This is a genomic window from Paenibacillus dendrobii, assembly GCF_009807035.1.
Classification (GTDB): Bacteria; Bacillota; Bacilli; order Paenibacillales; family Paenibacillaceae; genus Paenibacillus_AQ; species Paenibacillus_AQ dendrobii.
Genome location: NZ_WUBI01000002.1, coordinates 809,885 through 835,350, shown reverse-complemented (window position 1 = coordinate 835,350; position 25,466 = coordinate 809,885). Strand labels below are relative to the sequence as shown.

The 25,466-nt window shown below is 50.5% G+C and carries 19 protein-coding genes and 1 riboswitch; of the genes, 15 read left to right on the top strand and 4 right to left on the bottom strand.

The features are described 5' to 3' along the window. Positions 1–169: 169 nt before the first annotated feature. From pulA to GRF59_RS17505, 8 genes are all read left to right on the top strand, one after another. Complete coding sequence (gene pulA / locus GRF59_RS17540) at positions 170–2,512, top strand: type I pullulanase (RefSeq protein WP_160498977.1); 2,343 nt, start codon at positions 170–172, stop codon at positions 2,510–2,512. Positions 2,513–2,589: 77 nt separating this feature from the next. After that, positions 2,590–2,696: riboswitch (TPP riboswitch) on the top strand. Between the two features lie 126 nt (positions 2,697–2,822). After that, positions 2,823–3,521 (top strand): thiaminase II, encoded by a 699-nt coding sequence (gene tenA, locus GRF59_RS17535; protein ID WP_160498976.1) that lies wholly within the window; start codon positions 2,823–2,825, stop codon positions 3,519–3,521. After that, positions 3,518–4,354 carry a hydroxyethylthiazole kinase gene (thiM, locus tag GRF59_RS17530; protein WP_160498975.1) on the top strand — a complete coding sequence of 279 codons (837 nt, stop codon included), beginning with the start codon at positions 3,518–3,520 and terminating at the stop codon, positions 4,352–4,354. Before tenA ends, thiM begins: the two co-directional genes overlap by 4 nt. After that, the gene (thiD, locus tag GRF59_RS17525; protein WP_160498974.1) at positions 4,351–5,163 is read left to right on the top strand and encodes a bifunctional hydroxymethylpyrimidine kinase/phosphomethylpyrimidine kinase; all 813 of its coding nucleotides are present in this window, start codon (positions 4,351–4,353) and stop codon (positions 5,161–5,163) included. Before thiM ends, thiD begins: the two co-directional genes overlap by 4 nt. Continuing rightward, positions 5,160–5,831, top strand: a complete 672-nt coding sequence (gene thiE / locus GRF59_RS17520) for a thiamine phosphate synthase (protein WP_160498973.1) — start codon at positions 5,160–5,162, stop codon at positions 5,829–5,831. The genes thiD and thiE overlap by 4 nt, the downstream gene beginning before the upstream one ends. A gap of 399 nt (positions 5,832–6,230) precedes the next feature. Next, positions 6,231–7,718 carry a carboxylesterase/lipase family protein gene (locus GRF59_RS17515; protein ID WP_160498972.1) on the top strand — a complete coding sequence of 496 codons (1,488 nt, stop codon included), beginning with the start codon at positions 6,231–6,233 and terminating at the stop codon, positions 7,716–7,718. Positions 7,719–7,905: 187 nt separating this feature from the next. Next, a complete protein-coding gene (locus tag GRF59_RS17510) occupies positions 7,906–8,358 on the top strand; it encodes a cupin domain-containing protein (protein WP_160498971.1) in 453 nt (150 codons plus the stop codon). Between the two features lie 195 nt (positions 8,359–8,553). Next, a complete protein-coding gene (locus tag GRF59_RS17505) occupies positions 8,554–9,174 on the top strand; it encodes a 50S ribosomal protein L25 (protein WP_160498970.1) in 621 nt (206 codons plus the stop codon). Between the two features lie 128 nt (positions 9,175–9,302). Here the strand turns inward: GRF59_RS17505 and abc-f are convergent, their stop codons facing one another. Together abc-f and GRF59_RS29460 are read right to left on the bottom strand one after the other, a co-directional pair. After that, positions 9,303–11,204: a ribosomal protection-like ABC-F family protein gene (gene abc-f / locus GRF59_RS17500; RefSeq protein WP_341480092.1), complete on the bottom strand. Its 1,902-nt coding sequence runs from the start codon at positions 11,202–11,204 to the stop codon at positions 9,303–9,305. A 96-nt stretch (positions 11,205–11,300) separates the two neighbouring features. Then, a complete protein-coding gene (locus GRF59_RS29460; protein WP_202128760.1) occupies positions 11,301–11,450 on the bottom strand; it encodes a hypothetical protein in 150 nt (49 codons plus the stop codon). A 138-nt stretch (positions 11,451–11,588) separates the two neighbouring features. Between GRF59_RS29460 and GRF59_RS17495 the strand changes: the two genes are divergently transcribed. From GRF59_RS17495 to GRF59_RS17470, 6 genes are all read left to right on the top strand, one after another. Then, positions 11,589–12,281 carry a glycosyltransferase gene (locus GRF59_RS17495; protein WP_160498969.1) on the top strand — a complete coding sequence of 231 codons (693 nt, stop codon included), beginning with the start codon at positions 11,589–11,591 and terminating at the stop codon, positions 12,279–12,281. A gap of 182 nt (positions 12,282–12,463) precedes the next feature. Then, positions 12,464–15,784, top strand: coding sequence for a DEAD/DEAH box helicase (locus tag GRF59_RS17490; protein ID WP_237391867.1), 3,321 nt, complete (start codon positions 12,464–12,466; stop codon positions 15,782–15,784). A 212-nt stretch (positions 15,785–15,996) separates the two neighbouring features. Beyond that, positions 15,997–17,109 carry a hypothetical protein gene (locus GRF59_RS17485; protein ID WP_237391866.1) on the top strand — a complete coding sequence of 371 codons (1,113 nt, stop codon included), beginning with the start codon at positions 15,997–15,999 and terminating at the stop codon, positions 17,107–17,109. A 367-nt stretch (positions 17,110–17,476) separates the two neighbouring features. After that, positions 17,477–19,411 (top strand): DUF2207 domain-containing protein, encoded by a 1,935-nt coding sequence (locus tag GRF59_RS17480; protein WP_160498966.1) that lies wholly within the window; start codon positions 17,477–17,479, stop codon positions 19,409–19,411. A 125-nt stretch (positions 19,412–19,536) separates the two neighbouring features. Beyond that, a complete protein-coding gene (locus GRF59_RS17475; protein WP_160498965.1) occupies positions 19,537–20,511 on the top strand; it encodes a diaminopimelate dehydrogenase in 975 nt (324 codons plus the stop codon). 147 nt (positions 20,512–20,658) lie between these two features. After that, entirely contained in the window at positions 20,659–21,396 is a 738-nt protein-coding gene (locus tag GRF59_RS17470; protein ID WP_237391865.1) for an AAA family ATPase, read from the top strand. A 60-nt stretch (positions 21,397–21,456) separates the two neighbouring features. Here GRF59_RS17470 and GRF59_RS29795 read toward each other — a convergent pair whose 3' ends face one another. Both GRF59_RS29795 and trhO read right to left on the bottom strand, forming a co-directional pair. Beyond that, positions 21,457–21,705, bottom strand: a complete 249-nt coding sequence (locus GRF59_RS29795) for a hypothetical protein (RefSeq protein ID WP_237391864.1) — start codon at positions 21,703–21,705, stop codon at positions 21,457–21,459. Positions 21,706–22,058: 353 nt separating this feature from the next. Beyond that, positions 22,059–22,958: an oxygen-dependent tRNA uridine(34) hydroxylase TrhO gene (gene trhO / locus GRF59_RS17465; protein WP_160498964.1), complete on the bottom strand. Its 900-nt coding sequence runs from the start codon at positions 22,956–22,958 to the stop codon at positions 22,059–22,061. A 423-nt stretch (positions 22,959–23,381) separates the two neighbouring features. On the opposite strand from trhO, the gene GRF59_RS17460 reads away from it, so the two are divergent. Continuing rightward, positions 23,382–25,430: a methyl-accepting chemotaxis protein gene (locus tag GRF59_RS17460; protein WP_160498963.1), complete on the top strand. Its 2,049-nt coding sequence runs from the start codon at positions 23,382–23,384 to the stop codon at positions 25,428–25,430. The last annotated feature ends 36 nt before the right edge of the window (positions 25,431–25,466 follow it).

The following is a 25,466-nucleotide window of genomic DNA, read 5'->3' as shown; positions in this document are numbered from 1 at the left end:
GAATCGATGTGCAATTTTGCTCCCGGACAAGCTTTTTGCTATTCAGCAAGCCGTAATTTGGGCCGATATAACGCATATAAACCCTTGCAAATGGCAACAAAGACACATAGGATGTGTTGAAAGCGATTTTGCATACATCGAATGTCAATTTTATGGTGGTGTATAAATCATGAATGAATGGAATGTTTACTATGATGGCCGAGATCTGGGGTGCAATTACTCCAGGACGGAAAGTATCTTTAAGCTTTGGGCACCGAAGGCAGAGAAGGTTACGCTGGCTCTCTATCAGGATGCGGGAAGCTATAATGCCGAGGGCGAAGTTTCCGTTCACACAGACGGTTTGGAGATCGGCATGAAAAAGTGGAAAGACGGCGTCTGGTTTCTGCGCTTCTACGGTGATTTGGCCGGTCGTTACTATATGTACAAAATCGAGGAGACAGATGGCAGCATCCGCTACGCGGCAGATCCTTATTCACGGGCAGTCAGCGCGAACGGAGCCAGGTCGGCGATCGTCGATTTGAAGGCTTGGAATCCGACAGGCTGGGAGGATGAGAAACGGCCGCCTTTGGAAGGCTCTCAGGACGCCGTGCTGTATGAGCTGCACGTGCGCGATTTTTCGGCAGATCCGACATCGCCCTTTGAGTATAAAGGCAAATTTAAAGCGTTTACGGAAACGGGTCTTCGCGATGGCGAGGGAAACCGTATCGGCATCGATCACCTGCAGGAGCTGGGCGTGACCCACGTGCATCTGCTGCCGGTGTTTGATTTTAAAACCGTGAACGAGCTTCAGGTGGATCATCCGGAATGGACTGGACAGAAGTATAACTGGGGTTACGATCCGCAGCATTTTAACGTGCCTGAGGGATCATACTCGACCGATCCGCAAATGCCGGGGGTCCGAATCCGCGAATTCAAGGAAATGGTGATGGCGCTTCATCAAAAAGGCATCCGTATCATCATGGACGTCGTCTATAATCATACGTTCGGCGTGGATGACGGTCCTTTTGAAGCGGTGGTGCCAGGTTATTACTATCGCAAAGACGCCGAAGGAAAGCTGGCGAACGGTTCCGGTGTCGGCAATGAGCTGGCTACGGAGCGTCCCATGGTCCGGAAGTACATTGTGGATTCGGTGCGTTATTGGGCTGAGGAGTACCATATCGACGGGTTCCGTTTCGACTTAATGGGCTTGATCGATACGGACACGATGACGCAGATTGCCGAGGAGCTTCACCGTGAGGTTGACCGGTCGCTGCTGATCTATGGGGAACCATGGACAGGGGGGAACACGCCGCTGCAGCAGCAAACGCTGAAAGGCAGTCAAAGAAGCCGCGGTTTTGCCGTGTTTAACGACCACTTCCGCGGCGCTATTAAAGGGGACAGCGACGGCGGCGGAAAGGGCTTCGCCACAGGACAGCCGGCGCAGGAAGCGGCGATTGTGGAAGGCGTCAAGGGAGCGGTATCCGATTTTGCGGATTCGCCGCTGGAGACGATTAATTACGTAACGGTCCACGATAATCTGAATTTATGGGATAAGGTTTTGATGACGCAGGGACTTCGCAGCGAAGCCGGATTCCAGGAGATTCGGGACGGCAAGCTCACAGGCGGCGGCGATCTTCGGGAAGCAGTGGAAGGTGCGGATCCGTACCGCAGCGTGGGGAGCGATGATATTTTGCAAAGTGAGACCGTGAAAAGAGCGATTCTTGCCAATGGCATCGTGCTGACCTCCCAGGGGATACCTATGATCCAGGCCGGCGACGAGCTGCTGCGTACAAAGTACGGCGATCATAACAGCTACCGCAGCGGGGATATCATTAATGCGATCCGGTGGGAAAACAAACGGAGATTTAAGCCGGTATTCGACTACTACCGGGGCCTGATTGAACTTCGAAAAAGCCATCCTGCTTTCCGCATGACCTCGAAGGAGCAGGTAGAGAAGCATTTGGAGGTGCTCCGATCTCAGGATAATACGGTAGCGTATATGCTAAGAGATTTTGCCAATGGCGATACGTGGAAAAACATCATCGTCATATACAATGCCAACCCTCTTGACATCCGGATGGGGCTTCCATTCTCCATTACTGGCTGGAAAGTGGCCGTGAATGACAAACATGCCGGGAACAAAGCGCTTGATTTCACGGTGGATGAGCAGGTAAGCGTTCCGGCTTTGTCCATGATGGTGCTGTATGAAGAGGTGGGTGGCACGCCGCGGCCGGCAAAGCGGGTCGAAGTTCAATATGAGCGTCCAGACGGCAAATACGAAGGTTGGAATTTGTGGGTTTGGGGTACCGGACTGCGCGAGCAGCGAGTGGATTTTGAAAGAGTAGAGCACGGCAGGGCTATAGCTTCTTTTACCGTCCCTGTCTATGTGAAGCGAATCGGATATATTGTCCGTCTGAACGATTGGGAGGAGAAGGATGTGGATCAAGATTGTTTCATCGACCTGGGACAGAGTCAAAGCGCCATTTCCGTGCTCATCCGCAGCGGATCGGACGACTGGAAAAAGATCAGCTGATGCCGTCATGACGAAAAAATAGGTTTGACAAGTCCAATCAACAAAGCTAAAGTAAAACGTGAAATTGAACTTTATACGAAATCCACTAGGGGAGCCGCGCCAAAAGCGGCTGAGACAAGGAACGCTTGGACCCTTTGAACCTGATCCGGATCATACCGGCGTAGGGAAGTGGAGACGGACTTCCCATGCTCGGATTGATGTTTTTTCATGATGATTAGGCGAAGCCGCTCCATTTCGGAGCGGCTTTTTTTGTTGCTGCTCCGATGCTCCCTGTTTGGATTTCATCCAAATTTATGCGGAGGTGCATGAGATGACCCGTTTTACCGAAGAATTGAGAATCGCGGCGGATCCGATTTTTAACGCCATTTTTGACCACCCGTTCGTGCGGGGGATTGCGGATGGAACGCTGCGTAAGGAACAGCTGATTCACTATGTTAAGCAGGATTTTGAATATCTGAACGCCTATATCCGGATTTACGGAATGGCCATTTCCAAATGCGATGACCGCGATACCATGGCACTTTTTAATGAACAAATTTCGTTTATTCTGCACAGTGAAACGCATCCTCACCAGAATTTTTGCGAGGTCGCCGGTGTGACGTATGAAGAGATGCAGAGCTTCCCGCTTGCCCCTTCTGCCCATCATTATATCCGTCATATGCTGAATGCCGCTCATGAGGGGAATATGGAAGACATCATAGCAGCGCTCCTGCCTTGTCCATGGACTTATGCTGAAATTGGAAAAAGATTGCTGGAGGAAGTAAAACCGAGCCGGACTCATAAGTTCTATGACTGGATGCACTTTTATGGGGACCGGGAATTCGGGATCACGGAGCAGATGCGCCTGCTGCTGGATAAGTGGGCGGAGCCATTGTCACCAGAGCGGAAAAGGCGTCTCAAGGAGCATTATTTAACCAGCTGCCAGCTGGAATACATGTTCTGGGACATGGCGTACTCGTTAGAAGAGTGGCCGGTTAACGCGATGAAAGCAGAGGGGGTGGGACGATGATGGTTTCACACATGCAGCTGTTGCCTCATTTTATCAAACAGCGGCGACCCTTAGTACATAACATTACAAATGTGGTCGTCACGAATTTTACGGCGAACGGGCTTTTGGCTATTGGTGCTTCTCCCGTGATGGCTTATGCGCGGGAAGAGGTTGCCGATATGGCCAGGATGGCTGGAGCATTAGTGCTGAATCTGGGTACGCTCAGCGCTGAACTGGTTGAAGCCGCGATTCTGGCAGGACGGTCGGCCAATCTCCATGGCATCCCGGTACTGCTCGATCCTGTGGGGGCAGGAGCAACGCCATTCCGGACGAGGTCGGCTCTGGAAATATTGCGAGAGGTCCGGATTGCCATGGTTCGCGGCAATGCGGCCGAGGTGGCCCATTTAATCGGCGAAGCCGCAGCCATAAAAGGAGTTGACGCAGACGGGGCAGAGGAGGAGACACCGATCGATCTTGCTGCGAGGGCTGCTCATCGGATTGGCACGATCGTAGCTATAACGGGTAAGGAAGACGTCATAACGGACGGCACGAAAAGTTATGTTATCCGGGGAGGTCATCCGATCATGACCCGGGTGACGGGCACGGGTTGCCTGCTGACCTCGGTGATGGGAGCTTTTGCTGCGGTAGAGCCTGATTTGCTGACAGCAGGTGCAGCCGCCCTCGCCTTATACGGTGCGGCGGCAACCAGGGCATACGACGCTGCGGGATTCCGTGGTCCGGGAAGCTTCCAAACCGCATTTCTTGATGCCTTATCCGAAATGGACCAAATCCCGGTTGAGGAGGAGGCGGTCATCTGTCACCGGGTTTCAGCAGGAAGAGGATTTTTGCAATGAGCGCTCCAAGAGCTCTGACCATCGCAGGCTCCGACAGCGGTGGAGGCGCCGGTATTCAGGCTGATATTAAAACATTCCAAGAGCTTGACGTATTCGGGATGACGGCGATTACGGCTGTGACGGTCCAAAATACGTTGGGCGTACAAGGCGTATATCCATTGGCCGCCGCCGCCGTTGCGGAACAGATTCAGGCAGTGGGTGAGGATTTGGGGGTCGATGCCCTAAAGACAGGGATGCTGTTCAGCGCGCCTATTATTGATGCGGTGGCTGATTGCATACAAGCCTTCGGTTGGAAAAATGTCGTCGTAGACCCGGTGATGGTGGCGAAGGGAGGAGCGGATCTGCTGCTTCAGGATGCAGTTGATGCATTGAAATATAAGCTGCTGCCACTCGCCCGGATCGTTACGCCCAATATACCCGAAGCAGAAGTCCTTGCCGGAATGGCGATCTTAACACTGGAGGACCGGCGTGAAGCGGCGGTAAGAATTGCCGAATATGGCGCCCGTATGGTCGTCATCAAGGGCGGACACGATCCATCGACCGATCAGGTCGTGGATCTGCTGTACGATGGCCATACCTTCACGCTGCTTGAAGGACGGAGAATTGCCACTAAACATACGCATGGAACGGGCTGTACATTTTCGGCCGCGATTACGGCTGAGCTGGCCAAAGGGAGCGAGGTGCTTGAAGCGGTTGGTACGGGCCGGAAGTTTATTCAGGCCGCGATCGAGGATGCGGTGGAACTTGGAGAAGGGAGCGGACCCACGAATCATTGGGCATACCGCCGCCGAAAGGAGCTTGTCCGATGAGCCGAGTCGATATTGAAAGCTTGAGGAAGTCCTTACGCCTATATCTAGTCCTCGGCAGTGCCAATTGCCATGGTGATCCTGCAGCCGCCGTAGAGGAGGCGGTTCGTGGCGGAGTTACGATGGTACAGTTTAGAGAGAAGGGACGAAACGCCCTGAAGGGGGCTGCTAAGGAGGAGCTTGCCAGGCGTATCTTGGTTATCTGTCGTAGTTTTAGCATTCCTCTGATCATTAATGATGACGTTGACCTGGCGCTGGCCATAGATGCGGATGGCGTTCATATCGGACAGGATGATGAGCCTGCGGAGCGGGTACGAACCCGGATAGGAGACAAGATTCTGGGGCTGTCCGTCCATTCGGTCGAGGAAGCAAAGCGGGCTGAGAACCTGGCGGTCGACTATTTCGGCGTAGGGCCAATTTATCCGACGCAATCCAAGGACGATGCGCGCGAAGCTCAGGGACCAGGGGTCCTGCGGGATCTAAGACGGGAAAACGTATCGCTCCCGCTGGTCGGCATCGGCGGAATTACCGCAGAGCGTGCAGCAGACGTGATTGGTGCCGGAGCGGACGGCATTGCCGTGATATCCGCGATTACCGGGGCGCAAGATCTGCGGCAAGCCGCACAGCAGCTGGCCCATAAGGTTCGGGCCTCGTCGTCCGGACGCATATAGAATGAACGAAAGAACAGGAATACTTTAACGGAGAAGACGGAATTATTCTGAAGAAATGAATGGATCCCAAAAACAGAAATTCGAGGGCAACAGAATTCGTAATAATCATTAGCATGTGAAGTGATGACAGGCTCTCATCTTATTTCGTTAAAGTCATTTCCACCTTCTAAAAGAACCTGTCGTTATCATGGCAGGTTCTTTTTTACGAAGTCAGGTATCGTATGTCGGCTGCTGGAACAGAATTTTAGGAAATCATTTCTTTGGCGCTTGATCGATTTTGATGTAAGAAAGGAGCCAAGGAAAATGAATCTAAAACGTATCTTGACGTGAAATTGGGTTGCCCGTTCAATAATGGTAAAATATAAGCATCAAAGTTACCGAGAGAAAGGATGTCATGAATTGGACGATCTCACTATCCGCATACATAGCGGTCTCATAGAAGGAATCAGACTAAACGGCGTTAAAGCCTGGAAGGGAATCCCTTTTGCGGAGCCGCCCGTTGGAGATCGCCGGTTCCGCAGACCGGCTCCTGTCGAACCATGGACGGGAACAAGGAAAACGCAGGCTCCCGGTCCTCTGGCTCCTCAGCCGGTGGATCCGACAGGGGGAGCTTTTGGGCTCAAACGCGGCGACATTCCTCAGTCGGAAGACTGCCTATATGTTAATGTTTGGGCACCTGAAACGCCGGCGGCATCCTCATTGCCCGTGATGGTCTGGATTCATGGCGGAGCATTCGTAACTGGTGGAGGAGGTCTTCCGATCTATGACGGTGGCAATCTAGCGGACCGCGGCGGACTGATTGTCGTCTCAATAAGTTATCGGCTAGGACCGCTGGGATTTGCGCCTCTAGGTCATTATTCTGAAGGCGATGAGGATGGTTATGTCAGCAATGCCGGCCTCCTCGATCAGATTGCAGCGCTGGAATGGGTTCGTGACAATATTGCCGCATTCGGGGGCGATCCGGGCGACGTCACCGTCTTCGGCGAATCGGCCGGGAGCATGAGCATTGCCGCGCTGATGGCGATGCCGAAGGCGAAGGGCTTGTTCAGGCGTGCCATTATGCAGAGCGGCGCTTCGCAAGCCATTTCGGAACGGCATGGACGTACGCTGGCAAAAGCTTTGCTTGATGAGTTGGGCGTCCGGGAGGACGAACTGGATAAGTTGCTTGCCATACCGGCTGAAGAGATTCTCCGCGCGGGGGACAAACTGAAGCGTGCTGCAGGTGCCGCAGCCGTGATGTTCTTCCAGCCTGTTATAGACGGAACGGAGCTGCCTCGTCCCCCGCTTGTGAGTATCGCCGAAGGTTCGGCGGAAGGGATTCAGGTGGTCATTGGGACCAACCGGGACGAAGGAGCATTGTTTATTAAGGAAGACACGCCGATGCTGCCAGCTGAAGCAAATGCCAAAGCATTCGTTACGGTAACCGGTACGCCTGAAGCTGCTTCCTGGATCGAAGGGTATCCTTTAACGGCCGAGGGCCAGCGCCAAGCCATGACCGATCTGTACTTCTGGAGATCGTCGCTGCAATTTGCCGAGGCTCAACGTAAACATGCGCGTGTGTGGATGTACCGTTATGATTTCGGAATGATTCCAGGACATCCTTTGCTCGGCAAAGCTTTTCACTCGGCTGAAATACCGTTCGTTCTGGGAAATCTGGATCTGCTGCAGGCAGCGGGGATTCCAGTTGATGCGAGAATGCGGCGCATGGCAGATCAGATGCAGGCCGCCTGGATTGCTTTTGCTAAGAACGATAATCCGTCTGCAGAGGGATTGGAGTGGCCTTTTTATGAGAACAATACACGGTGGACGATGGAGTTTGACGAAGAGAGCGGCACTGTCCAGGATCCGGAATCCGGGAAGCGGAAAATGTTAACGGGCGAGCGTTAAGATGTTCCCGCTGACTTTGCATTCAAAACGGGCAATCATAATGAAATGGCATCACAAGCTATCTGCGCTCGGAATCTGATCATTTACAAGGCTGGACAGTATTTGATAAAGTAAATGGCAGATTCCCTTTGTATAAGGTTGTTACAATAGGATTTGTATAATTCCCGATATAGAAAGAAGGATAAATATGAACCAAACGTTGTTGTCTCCCTTGGTGAAAACCTTGGACCTGCAGCCTCATCCGGAAGGCGGTTGGTATAAAAGACTTTGGGAAGCATCATTCGAAATTCCCAAGGAAGTTCTGGATCCGAAATACTCCGGTTCGCGTCCGGCAGCTACATCCATTTATTTCTTGCTTCACCCTGGTGAATTCTCCAAGTGGCATCGTGTATTCTCAGACGAATTGTGGATGTGGCACTCGGGGAGTCCACTGATGTTGGCGCTTGGCGGCGATAGCGAGAATCCGGGAGAACGCACCGAAATCATACTTGGGATGGATATGGAAAAGGGACAGGTTCCCCAAGCGTTGGTTCCCGCCAATGTATGGCAGGAAGCACGACCGCTTGGTGACGAGCCGGTTCTTGTATCCTGCGTCGTGTCACCGGGATTTCACTTCGATGATTTTACGATGATCGATTAAGCTGACAATGATGATAAGTTTTATGAAGAAAACCTGCTGCGGTTCTTTGCGGCAGGTTTCTTAGCGTTAAAAGCAGCCATATGGGGAATACTTCTTAAGGAAACGTTTGTTTTGTCTTCGGAATGGGTAATACATAGATATGCCGTCTAACTTGCGGCTAGAGTAGACAGCAACTATCAAAGGAGGTTATTCAAGATGTCATCACATTCACTTACAGCAGAACGAAGAAGCGACACCAAACATTCAAGCTTGCGCAGCCTTAGAGAAAAAGGTCGTATTCCCGCCGTCGTATACGGGACTCAAACCGAAAACATTCCGCTTAGCGTGGATGCTAAGGAACTCGCAAAGATAGCCAGAACGGGACGTACGGAAATGTTCAAGCTTAAAGTGGAGGGCTCCTCCGATCTTAATGTCATTATTAAGGATTTTCAGAAAAAGGGCGGGGAATGGAGCCACGTTGACTTTTTGCAAATTTCCGCAAACAAACGGTTGAAGGTTCGTGTTCCGATCGAATTCCACGGAACTGCCTTAGGAACCAAATCGGGCGGCGTTCTTCAGCATCAGGAAACAGAGCTTGAGGTCGAAGCTCTCCCTGCGAATTTGCCGGCTTCCATCGAAGTGGACATTTCCCATTTGAATATGGGCGACAAGCTTGTGGCAGCGGATATTAAGCTTCCTGAAGGCGTTACGTTGGTCGCTTCACCGGAAGAGCTGATTGCATCTGTCACAGCTCCGCGTGCAGTACTGGAAGCGGAAGGCGAAGAAACCTCCGAAGAGGATGCGCCGGAAGCATCGCCTGAAGAATCCCAGGAATAATCTCATAGAGATTAACATACATGCATTAAGAAGCCCGGCCAACTATGGCCGGGCTTCTTGATTTGAATCGGTGCTAAGCTTCGGTTTCCAGGATTTCCAGAGCGGAACGGTATCCACTTAGCAATGGGTCAATCTGTGGAATTCATCCAACCCTCATACAGCTGCTGCAGGAGGTCCTTGAGACGTTCGGTTTCGTCATGCAGCTCCGCAAGCCGATTTGCATCACAGGCTATTGCAGGATCCAACATTTGCTCCTCAAGAATTTGGAGTTGTTGTTCGGAGCTTTGAATTTCGTTTTCCCAGGGAACAGATGTCGCTTTTGGCATGGATTGGCGTTGTTTTCTGGAAGCATATGCTGGGACAGGGTTACTCTCGACCTCTTTTGCTTCTGGCAGATTTTCATAGACGGGACGGATTTGGTACTGGTCAAATCCTCCGGAGATGATACTCAGCTTGCCTTGCTCGAGACTCCAAATGGTATCGGCAAGGCGGTTAATGAAGTAGCGGTCATGCGACACCGACAGGATGGTTCCCGGAAATTCCTCAAGCGCTTCCTCAAGCACCTCCCTCGAATCGATGTCCAGATGGTTGGTCGGTTCATCAAGAATAAGGAGGTTTGGTTTCAGCTCCATCAAAACGGCAAATCGCAGACGCGTCCATTCCCCGCCGGAGAGGCTGGAGACGCTTTTGAACACATCGGCTCCGTAAAACAGAAAGCGAGCCAGTCTACCGCGTGCCTCTCCCTCCTCGATGGCTGCCTGCTCGCGGTAGAACTGAAGCACCGTCTGCCGCGCATTTTCCGGGTGCTCCTGCTGGGCCAAATAGCCAATGGAGACACGGGAACCCAGTACAATGGCCCCTTCGGTAACTTCCTCGCTGCCCAAAATCATTTGAAGTAAAGTACTCTTACCGCAGCCATTCGGACCAAGAAGCATGACCGTTTCACCGTATCGTAGGAGCCCATTCACACCGCGGAACAGACTGCGTTCACCGAAAACCTTGCCGACTTGGTCGAAGAGAAGCACCTGTTTGCCGGAGCGGTCATCCTGCTGCAGGTACAGATCCATTTTCTTTCGTTCGAGCACGGGCCGCTTCAGTTTGACCATGCGATCCAGCGCTTTCTGCATTGAGGCTGCGCGGCGGTGGAAGCCCGGATTCGGAGGATTGGCCTCGTTACCCCATTGAATCAGCTGTTTGATGCTTTCCTGCATTTGTTTGATTTTTTTCTGCTGTTCCTGATAATGAGCAAACTGCAGGAGCAGGCGTTCTTCCTTCTCTTTCTGGTAGCCGCTGTAGTTGGTGTGATAAACGAAAGCTTCGCCGTCCTCGATCTCGATCACTTTCGAGACAAGCCGGTCCAGAAAATAACGGTCATGGGATATGGCCAGCACGGTCCCGTCGTATTCGGCGAGAAACTGCTCCAGCCACTGAATGGCTCCCATATCCAGATGGTTCGTCGGTTCATCGAGCAGCAGGACATCGGGTTTTTCAAGCAGCAGCACCGCAAGCCCGACCTTCGTTTTCTCTCCGCCGGAGAGGGAAGTGAAGAGCCTTGAAAATTGAGTGGATGGAATGCCTAGGCCATTGGCGACCCGGGCAACGGAAGATTCGACTTCATAACCGCCAGCTCGTTCGAACCTCTCCTGTACCTTGCCGTATTCCTCAAGCCAGTCTGCAAGGGCATGCGGATCCGCGCTTTTTTCAGGATCTGACATGAGAAGCTCCAGGGTACGCATCCTCTCCTGCCACTCCAGCACATTGGCAAAGGGACGCAATAGCACATCGTATACCATTTCCTCCTCCAATGCCTCCGGGACCTGCGCAAGCAGGCCGATCCGCGCGCCTTTTTGGATGGCAATGCTTCCTTGATCCGGATTTTCTTCACCTTTTAGCAGGTGAAACAGGGTGGTTTTGCCGCTGCCGTTGCGGCCGATGAGAGCGGCTTTTTCTCCATGGGAGATTTCGAGATTAATATCTGACAGCACCAGCTGGGCGCCGTGGTATTTTTGTACGTTTTTGCATTGAATCATCATCATGAATTCCTCCATAGATGCCGGGCCTACAGAAAAAAAGCCGCAGGGAAATGTCCCCGCGGCTGAACGTTCAACGCATAAGTTCCGTTGAAGTTAAGGTAGGAGCGGCATTTCACATTTTTTGAGAACAACCGAATATTGAAAAATGGACAGACGTATCCCGTTCATGGCTGTTTCATGAATAATTCCGGATAATGCCAACGGAAGCTGATCAATCCGGTTGTTCGAAAAATGTTGTGCCACTGCTACCTCACCTCCTGTTGTAAAAAAGTTATATTTATTTTATACATTTTAATGTTGAATAGCAAGAGGGGCAGGCTAATTAATCGGGGAATAGCTGCACTTATATAAAGTCCGCCTGTATAATACAATAGCAACAGGATGTTAAAGGGACTTGCCAACCGTATATCCATTCCGATGGCATCCGCCGTGTGTACGACCTTTCCGGAGACGGGCGAGATCATAGGCAAGGAAAAGACCCATTATGTCGGAGCCGTCATCCGGCAAGAGCTGCAGCGCGGTCATGCGGACCGGGGCAGGGCATTCTGCGGATTTCACAAGAATAAGCCGGTGGTGCTGATCATGGGGGGAAGCCTCGGAGCCCGCAAAATCAATGAGACCGTCAGGGCGGCGCTTCCGGTGTTGGCAGAACATTTCCAGATCGTCCATCTTTGCGGAAAAGGCCAGTTGGACCCTAACATCGGCGTAGCCGGATACAAGCAGTATGAATACTTAAACGAGGAGCTGCCGGATGTTTTGGCCATGTCGGATATTGTCATTTCACGAGCCGGGTCCAATTCCATTTTCGAATTTTTGTCACTTCAAAAACCGATGATGCTCATTCCGCTGACCAAGCAGCAGAGCCGGGGCGATCAAATCCTCAATGCCCGTTCGTTTGAGAAGGCAGGGTACTGCCGGGTTCTGGAGGAGGAAGGATTGAATAGCGATTCCTTGGTCGCCGAAGTGACGGAGTTATACCACAATCGGGAAAAATTCGTTGATCATATGAAAAGCAATAAGCTTTCGGATGCCCTTTCGGCAGTATTCCGACTGATTAAGGAGAAAGCGAAGTAATGCATCGCATTCGCGATTAGCTGGGGTATTTTCCTCGATCATAGGAAGAGCGTGCTCAAAAGATAATTTTTTGGAAATGCGAAAAACAGAGAACAACAGTTCTCTGTTTTTCGCTTCTTTCGTTCTTTTTATGGTATATTGAAAAGACGAATATGGTACTTACGGAAAGGATACAATCATTCATGCTGGCATTCACTGCTCAACGGATCAAGACCCTGTGCGGCGTCACAGGCTTCAAGCGTGGAGAGACGATGGTGGAGCAGGGGCAGGTGATGGTGGTGGAGCGCGATGACGAGGACCGCTGCCGGAGGGCTGTCGTGCAGGACCAGGAAGTCTTCCATGTGCATATCGATATCGACGGAATGGACTTCAGCGCGGAATGCGAATGTGCCGGATACGGCGGATATTATCCATACTGCAAGCATATCGCGGCTGCACTGATCAACATGCTGGAGGAAGAAAAAAACGGCGTGGAGCCTTCGGACCGGCGCAGAGGAGAAGTGGTGCCCCTGCCGACGCCGGGCGTTACCTCGCGCGATATCCGTCTTACGGGCGGCTTGATCGAGTTGTTCGACAAGGCTGCGGACCAGGGACGCGTAAAAGCAGGACAACGGCTTGCGAATGCGTTAAAGGAGACGCTGAGCGTTGAATTCGTTTGTAAAATTACGGACGAGTTCCTGCCCGATCCGAAGTTCAGAATCGAGATGAAGGTCGGACTGAAGCGGCTGTACGTCGTGCAAAACATTCGGCAGCTGCTGCTTCATATTGAGGAAGGCAAGACGCTTCCCTTCACCAAGCTCTTTACCTATGACCCGAGCCAGCATAGCTTTCGCGATGAGGACTGGGCGGTTATCGAGCAGCTGCTGCGCATCGCAGGTAGCGAGTTTGCTTATGACGAAACCGGGAGATTCTATGCCGGATATGCTTCTTCCGGGAATCAGCGTCTCTTGACCGTGCCTCCCCTTGCCTGGGAATCCCTGTTGCCCCGTTTGGTTGCAGCAGGTGCGCTGTTGGAACGAGATCTCGGCGAGCCGGTACTCATGGAAGCATCGGAGGACAAGCTGCCGGTCTCGTTCGAAATCAGCAGCGGGAGCGGCGATGCGTATGGCTTGGAAATCCGGGGATTGAAAAGGGTCATGGTCATGAATGCTTACAAATGCGCCGTGCTGGAAGGGAAGGTATATCTCCTGCCGGAGTCCGAGCTGTATTTGCTCTCGGAAATGAAGTCGCTGCTGTACCGTCATGATCATACGAAGATCCGGGTATCTCCGCATCAAATGGATGCGCTTATGGAAAGGGTGGTTCCTGGGCTCCGCAAAATCGGCAGGGTATCGGTGGATTCCGCCATCCGTGACCGGATCGTTCAGCCCGAGTTGTCTGCGAAGCTTTATCTTGACCGGGATGAAACGGCTCTTTTTGCAAGGGTTGAATTTGTATACGGAGGCATTGTCATCGATGCGCTTGCCGACGACTGGGAAGCGCGTAAAGACAGCGACCTGATCCTGGTCAGGGAAACGGATAAGGAGAAGAAGCTGCTGGATGAGCTGAACGCAAGCGACTTTGTCCGGCTGGATAAAGAATGGTCGCTCGATTTGTCGGAGGAGGACAGCATGTATGACGTACTCTACCACCTGCTGCCACGTCTTGAATCCTGGGTTGAGGTTTACGCTACGGACACCGTCAAGCAGATGATGTATTCGGGGCGCAAAGCACCCAAAATCAAGGCGGATACCGACCAGACCACCAATTGGCTGGAAATCAGCTTTGAGCTAGACGGAATTAAGGAGAAGGAAATTCGCAAAATTCTGTTGAGCATCGTAGAGAAAAAGAAATTCTACCGGCTGCAAGAGGGTTCGTATTTGTCGCTTGAGGGAGAAGCTTTTCAGCTGTTTGCCGAACTGTATGATGAATTGGGCTTGAAAAAGGGAGACGTTACCGGCGGGCAGATGCAAATACCGGTATTCCGGGGACTGCAGCTTAGGGACCGTGACAGCGGCAGTCTTCAGCTTGGCAAATCCTTGCGCGGCTTGCTTGATCATATGATGCGCCCCGAGCATAGGGAATTCCCTGTTCCGGCGGAGTTGTCTTCCGTGCTGCGGGATTATCAAAAGGAAGGCTTTCAGTGGCTGAAAACGCTTGGATCGTACCGCTTCGGTGGCATTTTGGCCGATGACATGGGGCTTGGCAAAACGCTGCAAAGCATTGCCTTTATTCTGTCGGAAACGCGGGAGCAGTCTGCACGCCAGCCTGCGTTGATCGTTGCTCCGGCATCGCTTGTATACAATTGGGAAAATGAGTTTCACAGGTTTGCTCCATCTTTGAAAGTTCAGGTGGCTCTAGGAGCGCGCAAGGAACGCAGCGACATGCTCCTGCGCATGGCGGATATTGAGCCGGGATCGGAGTCAGCCGAGGAAGAACATGCTCCCGATTATGATGCGGATGTCATCATCACGTCCTATCCTTCACTGCGCAAGGATATCCGGATTTACAAGGAGATGGCGTTCAGCACGTTGTTTCTGGATGAGGCACAGGCCATCAAGAATTCTTCGACCCAGACTGCACAGGCAGTGCGGGATATTACGGCAGGACGAAGATTCGCACTGACCGGAACGCCGATCGAAAATTCGGTGGATGAATTATGGTCCATTTTTGATGCCGTATTCCCGGGGCTGTTTGACGGCCTGAAGAATTTCCGCGGTCTTTCCCGTGACCGGATTGCGCGAATCGTCCAGCCTTTCATTCTGCGCCGACTGCGTGCAGATGTGCTCGAAGAGCTGCCTGAACGGATCGAGACCGTGCAGCAGTCCGAGCTCAGCCGGGAACAGAAGAAGTTGTATGCCGCATATCTGGAGGAATTCAAGGAAGAGACGATGCGCGATCTAGAATTCGAGGGATTCCAGCGGAGCCGGATGAAAATATTGGCCGGAATCACCAGACTTCGTCAGCTGTGCTGTCATCCGGCTTTGTTTGTCGACGGCTACGAGGGGGAGTCCGGGAAGCTGCAGCAGCTGCTGGAGGTGGCGCAGGATTGCCTGGAGAGCGGGAGACGGATTCTGATTTTCTCCCAGTTTACCAGCATGCTTCGCATCATACGCAGCGAGCTCGGAAAGCTAGGCATTCCGGTCTTTTATCTGGATGGACAGACGCCGGCCAAAGAACGCGTGGACACCTGTGCACGCTTCAACCGCGGGGAGAATGATGTATTCCTTATTTCACTCAAAGCAGGAGGAACGGGACTGAACCTTACTGGGGCAGATACCGTTATTTTATACGATCTATGGTGGAACCCGGCTGTGGAAGAGCAGGCAGCAGGGCGGGCTCACCGGATGGGGCAGAAGAATGTCGTTCAGGTCATCCGGTTGGTGACGAAAGGTACAGTGGAGGAAAAAATGCTGGATCTCCAGAAGCGGAAAAAAGATCTGATCCGCGAAGTCATGGAGCCTGGGGAAGAGGTGCAGACCGCACTCTCGGAACAGGAAATCCGCGAACTTCTTACATTGTAGGGGATAGGATATATAGATAAGAGAAGAGGAAGAATCCTGTGAAACATAGGGTTTTTCCTCTTTTTTTGCTCATTCGATCATAATTTCTTTTTGGATTTAAGGATTTATGAAGGATTTTCGGAGGGTATGGCGAAATTTAGCTACATAACTCTAGTCTATTTGACCTATGATCTGTGATCGATTCATGGATTTTGATATGAGGAGAAAATGATATGGGATACAGATACCTTGATGGCATGAAAACATCCGTATGGCCAAGGCTGAGCAGCCAGGAAAATGGCGGAAGATCCGTGGAGAACGAGGCTGATGAAGAGCAGCCGGCGGTAGTTCCATCGTTTCATTCGGAGGCAGCTCCAATGGCAGCAGTTTCAGGATTTACATTTATGCAGCCCTTTCACGAACGAAGAATTCAAAGCAGTGCTTGTCTGAAAAGACAGGAGCTGATTGCGAGAAGGAGCACCAGACAGAGGGAGCAAATCGAATGGAGCGATGCGGAAAAATCCGCATTTGAGGCTGAATGGTATCATAATCAATTAGAATGGATCGAATCCATTCATCAAATATGCGGGGAACCTATCGATTGGGAACGGCTTGCTGCTTTGGCATCTCCTTTCCGCAGAGGAGAGATAGGACCTCATGAAAGGCAGGCTGAAGCGGACTTCGCGGATTATAAGCCGACCCGGATGCAGAAGCTGCTGAAGCAGGATGCAGCCGTGAAGCAGGAGCTTCAGGACCAGATTGTTTTGGCAAAAGAAAAGGACCAACAGGAATACACAGAATGGAGACGTCTTACGGATTTTGCGAGGGACATCCTTGAAGGAAACCGTACTGCATACCTTCGAGTTCTTGAGGAAATTGCGCCTCTTGAGGATTTATTAGCCTTAGGTAGCGGATTGGAATATAACGTGCTCAATTCAGCCGCAGTGGAAGTCGAGCTGGATGTGAATTCAGGCGAGATCATTCCGCATGAATCCAAGATTCTGAATGAAACGGGAGAACTCTCTCGCAGCCGCTTAAGTAAAGAGGATTATCATGAACTCGAACGGAAATACGTATGCGGCTCCGTGATACGGATTGGCCATGAGTTGTTCGCTCTGCTGCCGCTGGAAACGGTTCTCATTCATGCGCGCGATACGAAGGTCAACCTGGAAACGGGGCAGGAGGAATACGTGACGGTATTATCAATTCGGTTCGAAAGGAGTGCTGTGCCGGAAATGGATCTGGCTCAGGAGGCTTGTCCGCAGCTTCTGGCACATTTCGAGCATCATATCCGGTACGATGCTTCCACTGGTTTTGATCCGGTCGAGAAGCTGAGCCGTCCATAAATACGATCATGCCGCTATTCCGCGGGGGTTTTGCCTGATGAATGCATTGGAGGCAAAAAGCTGCGGGACAGCGGTTTTTTAACCTATGACCGAGTGCCTAAAGTTCCATTGGAGCAGATCCGCTGCATCGTTAGGAATCCATTCATTGAATAAGCTATCAACCCGCGTCTCTTCACTGTGTATTGGAATAATGCCATGTGTGGGGACTCTTTATTTTTGTGAGGAATGGAGCTTGCAGGTACTCTCATTTTGGTACCTTCTCCTCTTGTTTCACCACAGGTAACATTTGTTAATATATAAAGAAATAGAAAACACTTGATTCACCTAGAGAGAAAAACAACAAGAGTGCCAGGATAGGAGTGAGTGAATGAAGAAATGGATGCTTGTAATCGTAGGTCTTGTTTTCGTATTCATCATGACAGGCTGTGGCGACAAAAAGAGCTTTTCCATGGATCAAGTGGATACGAGAGCTTATATTATGCCTGACGGAGACTTATATGTGGAGGAATTATTCACGTACACCTTTGAAGGCAGCTTTAAAGGGACAACCCGGTATATTGATCAAGGCGAACATAAGGGAGTCGAGTTCTTCGAGGCCTATGTTCCGCCTCCAGGAAAGAAACTCGGCGAGTTTTCCTATGAAAATCTTCAGCGCTTGAATTCGGAATGGGATGGGAAAAACGATACTTACTACATATTCAATAGCGCGAAGGATGAAGTGAAGCAGGTCTATTACCGCTATCGTATTGATCAGGCAGCCATCAGATACAGCGATGCAGGCAAGCTGGATTACAGCTTCTTCGAGCACAGCAATCAGGAGATTCATCATGTGAACGTGGATGTGTTCTTGCCTTCGAACGATACTAAAGCCGATGTGCATGCCTTCCTGCATGACCGTACCGGAGGAACGGTGACGACCGATGGGGAGCCGGCGGTTCATTATGAGAACGAAAAGCTGTCCAAACATGGAAACGCCGAGATGCTGGTGTTTTTCCCGCAGGAGCAGTTGTCCCAAATGAAAGCCAGCCAGAAGGAAATCTCTCTTAATCAGATCTTAGCATCTGAGCAGAATCGGGCGGATCGGCTGCAGCTGCGTGATGGAAGGATGCAGGAAGCCGGGAAAGTGATCCGGATACTGATGGTTGTCTTCCTTCTTGGCGCTATCCTGTGTTTGTTTTCATGGAAAAGAATATCGGCATGGGTCAAAAGGGGAGAGGTTTCCAAGGATGAGTTGGAGCAGCTCGATCCGCTGATCAAAACGTACATTCTCCGAAAAAGCAAATTGAAGCAACAAGATTTTATCGCAGGACTATTGTCTTTGCGCAGCCAGGGATTCGTGACCGTTAAGGAAGTGCCGTCTTCCCCGCGGTTTCTGGAAGAACCAACCGCTCCGGATACCACCCTGCTGTTTACGTTTCAGGGGAATGTGGAGCAGCTGAATGCGGCAGAACGTCAATTGGTTCAGTGGCTGTTTAGTGAAAAGAACGGGGTACTGGAATTCCGAATGGATTCCTTGGCGGGACCGACTTTTAAAGAAAAGCAAGACGACAAGCTCATTGCAACATACCGCCAAAAATCGATGCAGCATGCCGAACAATTTAAAAAGTGGAAAAAAATCCTGACAAACACGGAGCCGTACGCAAATGAGGTCAAGAAAAATGCATTTCTCAAGTTTCTGGTTCCGCTGATGGTGATTGTCCATTATGTACTTCTGCTTTATTTGTACTATGCGGATGTCGCTTCCCGATTAAGCATGATTTTAATTGCGATTTTGCTGGGAGCCGGCGGGTTATTGACTTGTTTCACATATAAATCCAGGTTGTGGATTATGCTCTATCATGTAGCTTGCTTCATAATCGGAAGCCAGATAGTGCATGAGGACGGCGCAGGAAGTTACGTTATTCTCGTTGTCTGCTCTGCACTCTTTGCTGCTGTATTGCCGAGATACCGGATGTCCTTGCAAACGCAGCAGTACCGGTTTGCGCTCAAGCGTTGGAGAAGAGAACTCCGAAACGGCGTTGACGCTACCACAGAGGATCCGGCACGAGCGGAGCGGGATGCGGAGCATGCAGTTTTGCTTGGAGTTATCCCCAAGTATGTTCAGGGGCTGAATCAACATGAACCAAGGGATTCGGAAGCTTACGATGTAGCCATTCCGCTTCTGTTCAGCGCTCCTATATTATCATCCATGCATTACACGCAAAGTCATCTCAGCTTCATTACGGCTGGTTCTTCAAGTAGCAGCTCCGGCAGCAGCTTCAGCGGTGGAGGCGGGGGTGGCGGAGGTACGGGGGCTTTCTAGCCCCTGTATTTTTATGCATAAAGTTTGTGCTTTTCCTCACATCGGATGGCATGTATCAGTAAATCTGTTTATAATAGAAAACAGCAAGAGAAAAGACACTTTATAGATTGCTTTGGGAGGATTATATGAAACAAATTACGGTTGGTATTGTGGGATATGGTAACTTGGGAAGAGGCGTGGAAAAGGCGATTCGCCAGAACCCGGACTTGCAGCTTGAAGCGATCTTCACCCGCCGCGAGCCGAATGGCGTTGAAGCTGGCGTGCCGGTTGTTCATATCTCGGAAGCGGAAAAATACATTGGTAAAATCGATGTCATGATTCTGTGCGGAGGCTCAGCGACGGATTTGCCGGAACAAGGTCCGCAGTTTGCCAAAATGTTCAACACGGTCGACAGCTTTGATACGCATGCGCGTATTCCTGAATATTTCGCGACGATTGACGCTGAAGCAGCGGCTAACGGACATGTCAGTGTCATTTCGACAGGCTGGGATCCAGGTCTCTTCTCACTGAACCGGATGCTTGCCGAAGCCATTTTGCCTGAAGGCAAAGAATATACTTTTTGGGGCCGCGGCGTGAGCCAAGGACACTCCGATGCGATCCGTCGCGTTGAAGGCGTGAAAAATGGCGTCCAATATACCATACCGGTAGAAGAAGCGGTTGCTAAGGTGCGTGCCGGAGAAAATCCGGAACTGACAACTCGTCAAAAGCATCTGCGCGAGTGCTTCGTCGTAACGGAAGAGGGCGCAGACCAAGCCCGCATCGAAAAAGAAATCAAAGAAATGCCAAACTACTTCTCCGATTATGACACCACGGTGAACTTCATTAGTGAAGAAGAGCTGAAAGCCAATCATTCGGCTATGCCTCACGGCGGTACCGTGCTGCGCAGCGGACGTACCGGCGAGAACAGTACCCAAATCATCGAATTTGGCCTGAAGCTGGACAGTAACCCCGAGTTTACGGCCAGCGTGCTGGTAGCATACGCTCGTGCGGCTGCCAAGCTGTCTGCTCAAGGAGACAAAGGTGCCAAAACCGTATTCGATATTCCGTTCGGTTTGTTGTCGCCTAAATCGGCGGAACAACTGCGCAAGGAATTGCTGTAAATTTAATCCGGAACAAGTTGAAAAGAGGCATTATTCCATCCATAATGGGGGAATGATGCCTCTTTTTCTGTAGAAAATACAAGGCGTGAAACGGAAGGAGCTGATCTACTCTTGTTAAACCCGCGTTCTTTATATTTACGGAGTATGATGCTGAAAAGGGAGGAGGTGCCTTCCTTCCGGAGCTATCCCTTTAGTCTGCCGGCAGTTCATGATTTCTATAGTCTTTCATTTCAAAAACCGGTCACCTTCATTGTTGGAGAGAACGGTTCGGGCAAGTCCACGCTGCTGGAAGCGATGGCCATTGCTTGGGGGTTTAATCCGGAGGGAGGCACGAAGAACTTCTCCTTCGAGACCCAGGCATCCCACTCGGAACTGCATCAGTATATACGTCTCGCCCGGGGCGTGATAAGACCAAAGGATGGATTTTTCTTCCGGGCGGAGAGCTACTATAACGTGGCGACGAATATTGACCAGTTAGATGCCGAAGAGGGAGGCCCTCCCAGCCCTGCCATTAGGGACTCCTATGGCGGCAAATCGCTGCACGAACAGTCGCATGGGGAAAGCTTTTTTGCGACCTTTATGCATCGGTTCGGGGGCAGGGGGCTCTACCTGATGGATGAACCGGAAGCAGCCTTGTCGCCGTTGAAACAGCTATCCATGCTGTCCCGTATGCATCAGCTGGTTAGCAAACAGTCGCAGTTCGTGATCGCGACGCATTCGCCGATCCTGATGTCCTACCCGCATGCCGAGATCTGGCTGCTGGACGAAACGGGCATGCGCCAGGTAGAGCTGGAGGATACGGATCATTATATTATTACTAAGAAAATGATGAACGACCGCGAGCAGATGCTGAACATTTTGCTGGAGGAAGACATATCGGAGTAATGCAAAAAAGGCTACTCCAATTGAGGGAGTAGCCTTTTCTCTATTCATAGTATCTTTGGATTAATGGTGAACAAGCGGAGCGCCATCTGTGAGCAACACGTTCACTTTTGATGAAGAACGAACATCCAGAGCAAGCAGCTGGAGGGGTAGAGGTTTCATGATGAACAAGCAGAACACCAGCGGAGAGGACAGACGAATGCGTACAAGCGTCAGCGTTCGCCTTTGGCTCCGAATTTCACCGATTAAAAATAGATCAAAAAAATTTGGAGACAACAGCGATGGGAGCATCGTCTGACCGCGGAGCGCCATCTGTGAGCAACACGTTCACTTTTGATGAAGAACGAACATCTAGAGCAAGCAGCGGGAGATGTAGAGGTTTGAATGAAGAATAAGCAGAACACCAGCGGAGAGGACAGACGAATGCGTACAAGCGCCAGCGTTCGCCTTTGACTCCGAATTTCACCGATTAAAAATAGTTCAAAATAAATTTGGAGGCAACAGCGATGGGAGCATCGTCTGACCGCGGAGCGCTCAAATGCGTCAAAAGTTTATTATCTTTAACACAGTGCTTATCAAATGGTGTAGTAACAAAACAGGCCCTATTCATCCGGTCATCTCGAGACCTTTTGAACAGAGCCTGTTTAGAAATCAGCAGCCTTTATTTACGCATTCACAGCCATAACGGCTTCTCTGCACTCGTCAGAGCAGAAGGATTGATGTTCTTCTTCGCAATCCGTGCAGCAGACATGCTGCTTGTTGCACACAGGATTAGCGCAGTTGATGTAACGGTCTTCAGTAGTTCCACAGTGATGGCACTTCGCGATAACCGTGTCTTCTTCCGTACGGTTGATCGGCACAGAAATGCGCTCATCGAACACATAGCATTTGCCATCCCATAAGTGACCTTGAACCTCAGGGTCCTTACCGTAAGTGACGATACCGCCTTCCAGCTGGGATACGTCCTGGAAACCTTCCTTGATCAGGAATCCGGTCAGTTTTTCGCAGCGGATGCCGCCTGTGCAGTAAGTAAGAACGGTTTTGTCCTTGTACTCGCCCATGTTATTGCGGATCCACTCGGGGAATTCGCGGAACGAACCAACGTCAGGACGGATGGCGCCACGGAAATGACCGATTTCATATTCATAATCGTTACGGCCATCAATGACAACAACGTCATCTCTCTGCAGCATTTCATGCCATTCTACAGGAGATAGTCTTTTGCCGCCAATGACATTCGGATCAAGCTCTTCTTCGTAACGGAATGTGACCAATTCTTTCTTGTAGCGCACAAAAATCTTCTTGAACGCATGTTCTTCCGAATCATCGATCTTGAAGACGGTATCAGCGAACAATGGGTTAGCTTTCAAGTCATTCATGTACTTTTCAGTCTGTTCCACGGTTCCGGACAACGTCCCGTTAATGCCTTCAGAAGCTATCAGAATGCGTCCTTTGACTCCTAGATCCTTGCAGTATTGAAGGTGTTCGGCTGTAAATTGCTCCGGATCAGGAATGTTAACAAATTTATAATATAGCAGAATACGGTAATCATTAGATGCTGTCATTATTTCTTCACCTGTCTTGTAAATTTATCTAATATTTTTGAATGCGTTCATTTCCAAGTGGAGTGAACAAATTCAATAATCGCAAGAAAAAATCCCTCTCAAAGAGTCCTTCTTCCGCGCTGTTACGTCACTGACGTTTTTTCTTCATTTATTGTAGATGAACCTGCCATGCATAGTCAACTTAAAAAGTATGGAATGTTCCCATTATTGGCAACAATTCAGTGAATTAATCGTTTTTGATATGCTTCATGGATAAGAGAATAAATTCGAGAAAATGAAGAAGATAATCCATAGAGTGTCATCGTCAGGACCGATATAGTTAAATTAAATGAACTAATAAAAGGCATCCGTCTCGAATCAGTTCAAATGCTATTGATTTTACCATTTTATATTAGCTGTAAGGTCATATAAGGGGGATAGCCGATGCGAGAGAGATCATTAAGGGAGTCGTTCCGCTGGAACCCGCTGCGGTCCATCGGAACAAAGATTGCATTGATCATGGTCGCTGCCATCATTGCTTTTGTCGCAGTGACCGGAGTGGTATCGTATCAAATCTCGAAAAAAGCGCTGGAGCGTGAAGTCACGAGCGCGTATTTGGAAACTGCTATGCAGACGAGTCAGAAGCTTGATTTTTTGTACAATTCGTTTAATAAACTCCTGCTGCAAATGATGGTAGACAAAACGATGCAGAATACGGTTCTGGAGATGTTCGAACAGAAGGATCATCCATCGGAATATACACAGCTGGCGGACCAGTTGGACACGATCTTGCAGTCCTATATGTTCTCCGATGCGTATATTACTTCCATTGAAGTACTCGATACGGACGGGACAATCGTTCCTACGCTCTCCGGACTGCTCGCGAGCGGAAATTACGGCAATGAAGACTGGTTCAAGACCATAGTACAGAGTGGGGGCCAATCCGTTTGGATTGATCACAACCTGCAAGGAAACCGGAATACGAATCCGACCATTACGCTAGGCAGGGTGATTTCCGGAGAAGGCGTATCCGAGGGATACTGCGTCATACTCATTGATATTGACCTGGCAGCCATTAAGGAACAGGTGGAAAATGTACATATGGGTGAAGGCGGAAGCATCCAGGTCATCAGTCCCCATAATCAGATTATTTACAGCAAGTCATCCTCTCAAATCGGCAAGTTGTCTGACGTGACGCTACCGCCCGAGGGAATGAGCAATCCGAAGTACTCGTTCCGGGCTCCGGATAAATCCGAGCAGGTCGTGATGGCCAAATCAGAAACCAATGGCTGGTTTACGATCGGCATGATTCCGGTAAGCGAAATGCTGAAGGACACGAGGCAGATTTTCCAGGCTACCTTGTGGGTGCTTGCAGTTGCATGTATTCTGGCTATTTTGATCGGATGGTTCGTTGCCCGTATGATCGGCAAGCCGCTGGTTAATCTGCGGAGGCTGATGAAAGAGGGAGCTGACGGAAATCTGCAAGTAAGAACCCATACAACCTCCAAAGATGAAATTGGACAGGTCGGCAGAAGCTTTGACGAGATGATGCAGCATTTGACGGAACTGGTGCATCACACCGGGCAATCTGCTGCTGAGATGCTTGAAATGGCTAGCGAGCTTTCACATGTATCCCTGAACACGGAAGAAACGGCCAAAGAGATCGCCTCTGCCACTTCGGATATTGCCAAGGGCGGTGAAGGCCTGGCAAGTGATGCGGAGCGCGGCAAGATGTTGGCGCAGAGATCCCAAGAACAAACGGAGACGCTCGTTTCGACCAGCAAGGAGATGCACAGTCTCGCTGAGGATGTGAATGCGACCAGCCGTATGGGAACGGAGTATATGCATGAACTGATCCACAAAACCGGGGATATGGAAGAGAGAATTGGTTCGATCACCGGCAAGGTTGGTAAATTGCAGGACAGCACCAAGTCGATCTCTGAGGTGCTGGATATTCTGACCCAATTAATGAAGCAAACGAATGTCCTCTCCCTGAACGCTACCATTGAGGCCGCCCGGGCTGGAAGCTACGGCAGAGGGTTCAGGGTGGTGGCTGATGAAATCCGGGCTTTGTCTGAACAAGCTAAGCGATCGGTAGATGCCGTTGGCCAGATCACGGAGGCGATTCAGCAGGATATTGAGGAGACCGCAATCGTATTAAATGATTCAAGTCCTATCTTCATGCAGCAAATTTCATCAGTGAAAAATGCAGATAAACTCTTCAATCAGGTAGGCTCACAAATGGGCGAGCTCATGAGCCACTTGGCTCTGGTTAACAGCTCGATTCTTGAACTAGAGCAATCCCAGCTGCTACTTTCGGATGCGATGGTGGGAGTAAGCGTAGTATCGGATCAATCATTAGCTACCTCGGAAGAGGTTGCTTCACTCAGTAATGAGCAGCTTGGAATTAGTACAGGTCTGGTCCATCTCTCTAAGAAGCTTCAGGTGCTTTCCGGCGTATTAAAAGACTCCCTATCCCGGTTTAAGATTTAATCCCGGGAGGGAGTCTTTTTTTGTTCTTTTACATCC

What these genes read in the sequence shown, in the direction of transcription:
- GRF59_RS17480 (WP_160498966.1), top strand. Translation starts at nt 17,477, where the DNA reads ATGAAGAAATGGATGCTTGTAATCGTAGGTCTTGTTTTCGTATTCATC.
- abc-f (WP_341480092.1), bottom strand. Translation starts at nt 11,204, where the DNA reads ATGATTCAATGCAAAAACGTACAAAAATACCACGGCGCCCAGCTGGTG.
- thiE (WP_160498973.1), top strand. Translation starts at nt 5,160, where the DNA reads ATGAGCCGAGTCGATATTGAAAGCTTGAGGAAGTCCTTACGCCTATAT.
- GRF59_RS17510 (WP_160498971.1), top strand. Translation starts at nt 7,906, where the DNA reads ATGAACCAAACGTTGTTGTCTCCCTTGGTGAAAACCTTGGACCTGCAG.
- GRF59_RS17505 (WP_160498970.1), top strand. Translation starts at nt 8,554, where the DNA reads ATGTCATCACATTCACTTACAGCAGAACGAAGAAGCGACACCAAACAT.
- GRF59_RS17470 (WP_237391865.1), top strand. Translation starts at nt 20,659, where the DNA reads ATGCTGAAAAGGGAGGAGGTGCCTTCCTTCCGGAGCTATCCCTTTAGT.
- thiD (WP_160498974.1), top strand. Translation starts at nt 4,351, where the DNA reads ATGAGCGCTCCAAGAGCTCTGACCATCGCAGGCTCCGACAGCGGTGGA.
- trhO (WP_160498964.1), bottom strand. Translation starts at nt 22,958, where the DNA reads ATGACAGCATCTAATGATTACCGTATTCTGCTATATTATAAATTTGTT.
- tenA (WP_160498976.1), top strand. Translation starts at nt 2,823, where the DNA reads ATGACCCGTTTTACCGAAGAATTGAGAATCGCGGCGGATCCGATTTTT.
- thiM (WP_160498975.1), top strand. Translation starts at nt 3,518, where the DNA reads ATGATGGTTTCACACATGCAGCTGTTGCCTCATTTTATCAAACAGCGG.
- GRF59_RS17475 (WP_160498965.1), top strand. Translation starts at nt 19,537, where the DNA reads ATGAAACAAATTACGGTTGGTATTGTGGGATATGGTAACTTGGGAAGA.
- GRF59_RS17460 (WP_160498963.1), top strand. Translation starts at nt 23,382, where the DNA reads ATGCGAGAGAGATCATTAAGGGAGTCGTTCCGCTGGAACCCGCTGCGG.
- pulA (WP_160498977.1), top strand. Translation starts at nt 170, where the DNA reads ATGAATGAATGGAATGTTTACTATGATGGCCGAGATCTGGGGTGCAAT.
- GRF59_RS29795 (WP_237391864.1), bottom strand. Translation starts at nt 21,705, where the DNA reads ATGGCGCTCCGCGGTCAGACGATGCTCCCATCGCTGTTGTCTCCAAAT.
- GRF59_RS17485 (WP_237391866.1), top strand. Translation starts at nt 15,997, where the DNA reads ATGGGATACAGATACCTTGATGGCATGAAAACATCCGTATGGCCAAGG.
- GRF59_RS17495 (WP_160498969.1), top strand. Translation starts at nt 11,589, where the DNA reads ATGTTAAAGGGACTTGCCAACCGTATATCCATTCCGATGGCATCCGCC.
- GRF59_RS17490 (WP_237391867.1), top strand. Translation starts at nt 12,464, where the DNA reads ATGCTGGCATTCACTGCTCAACGGATCAAGACCCTGTGCGGCGTCACA.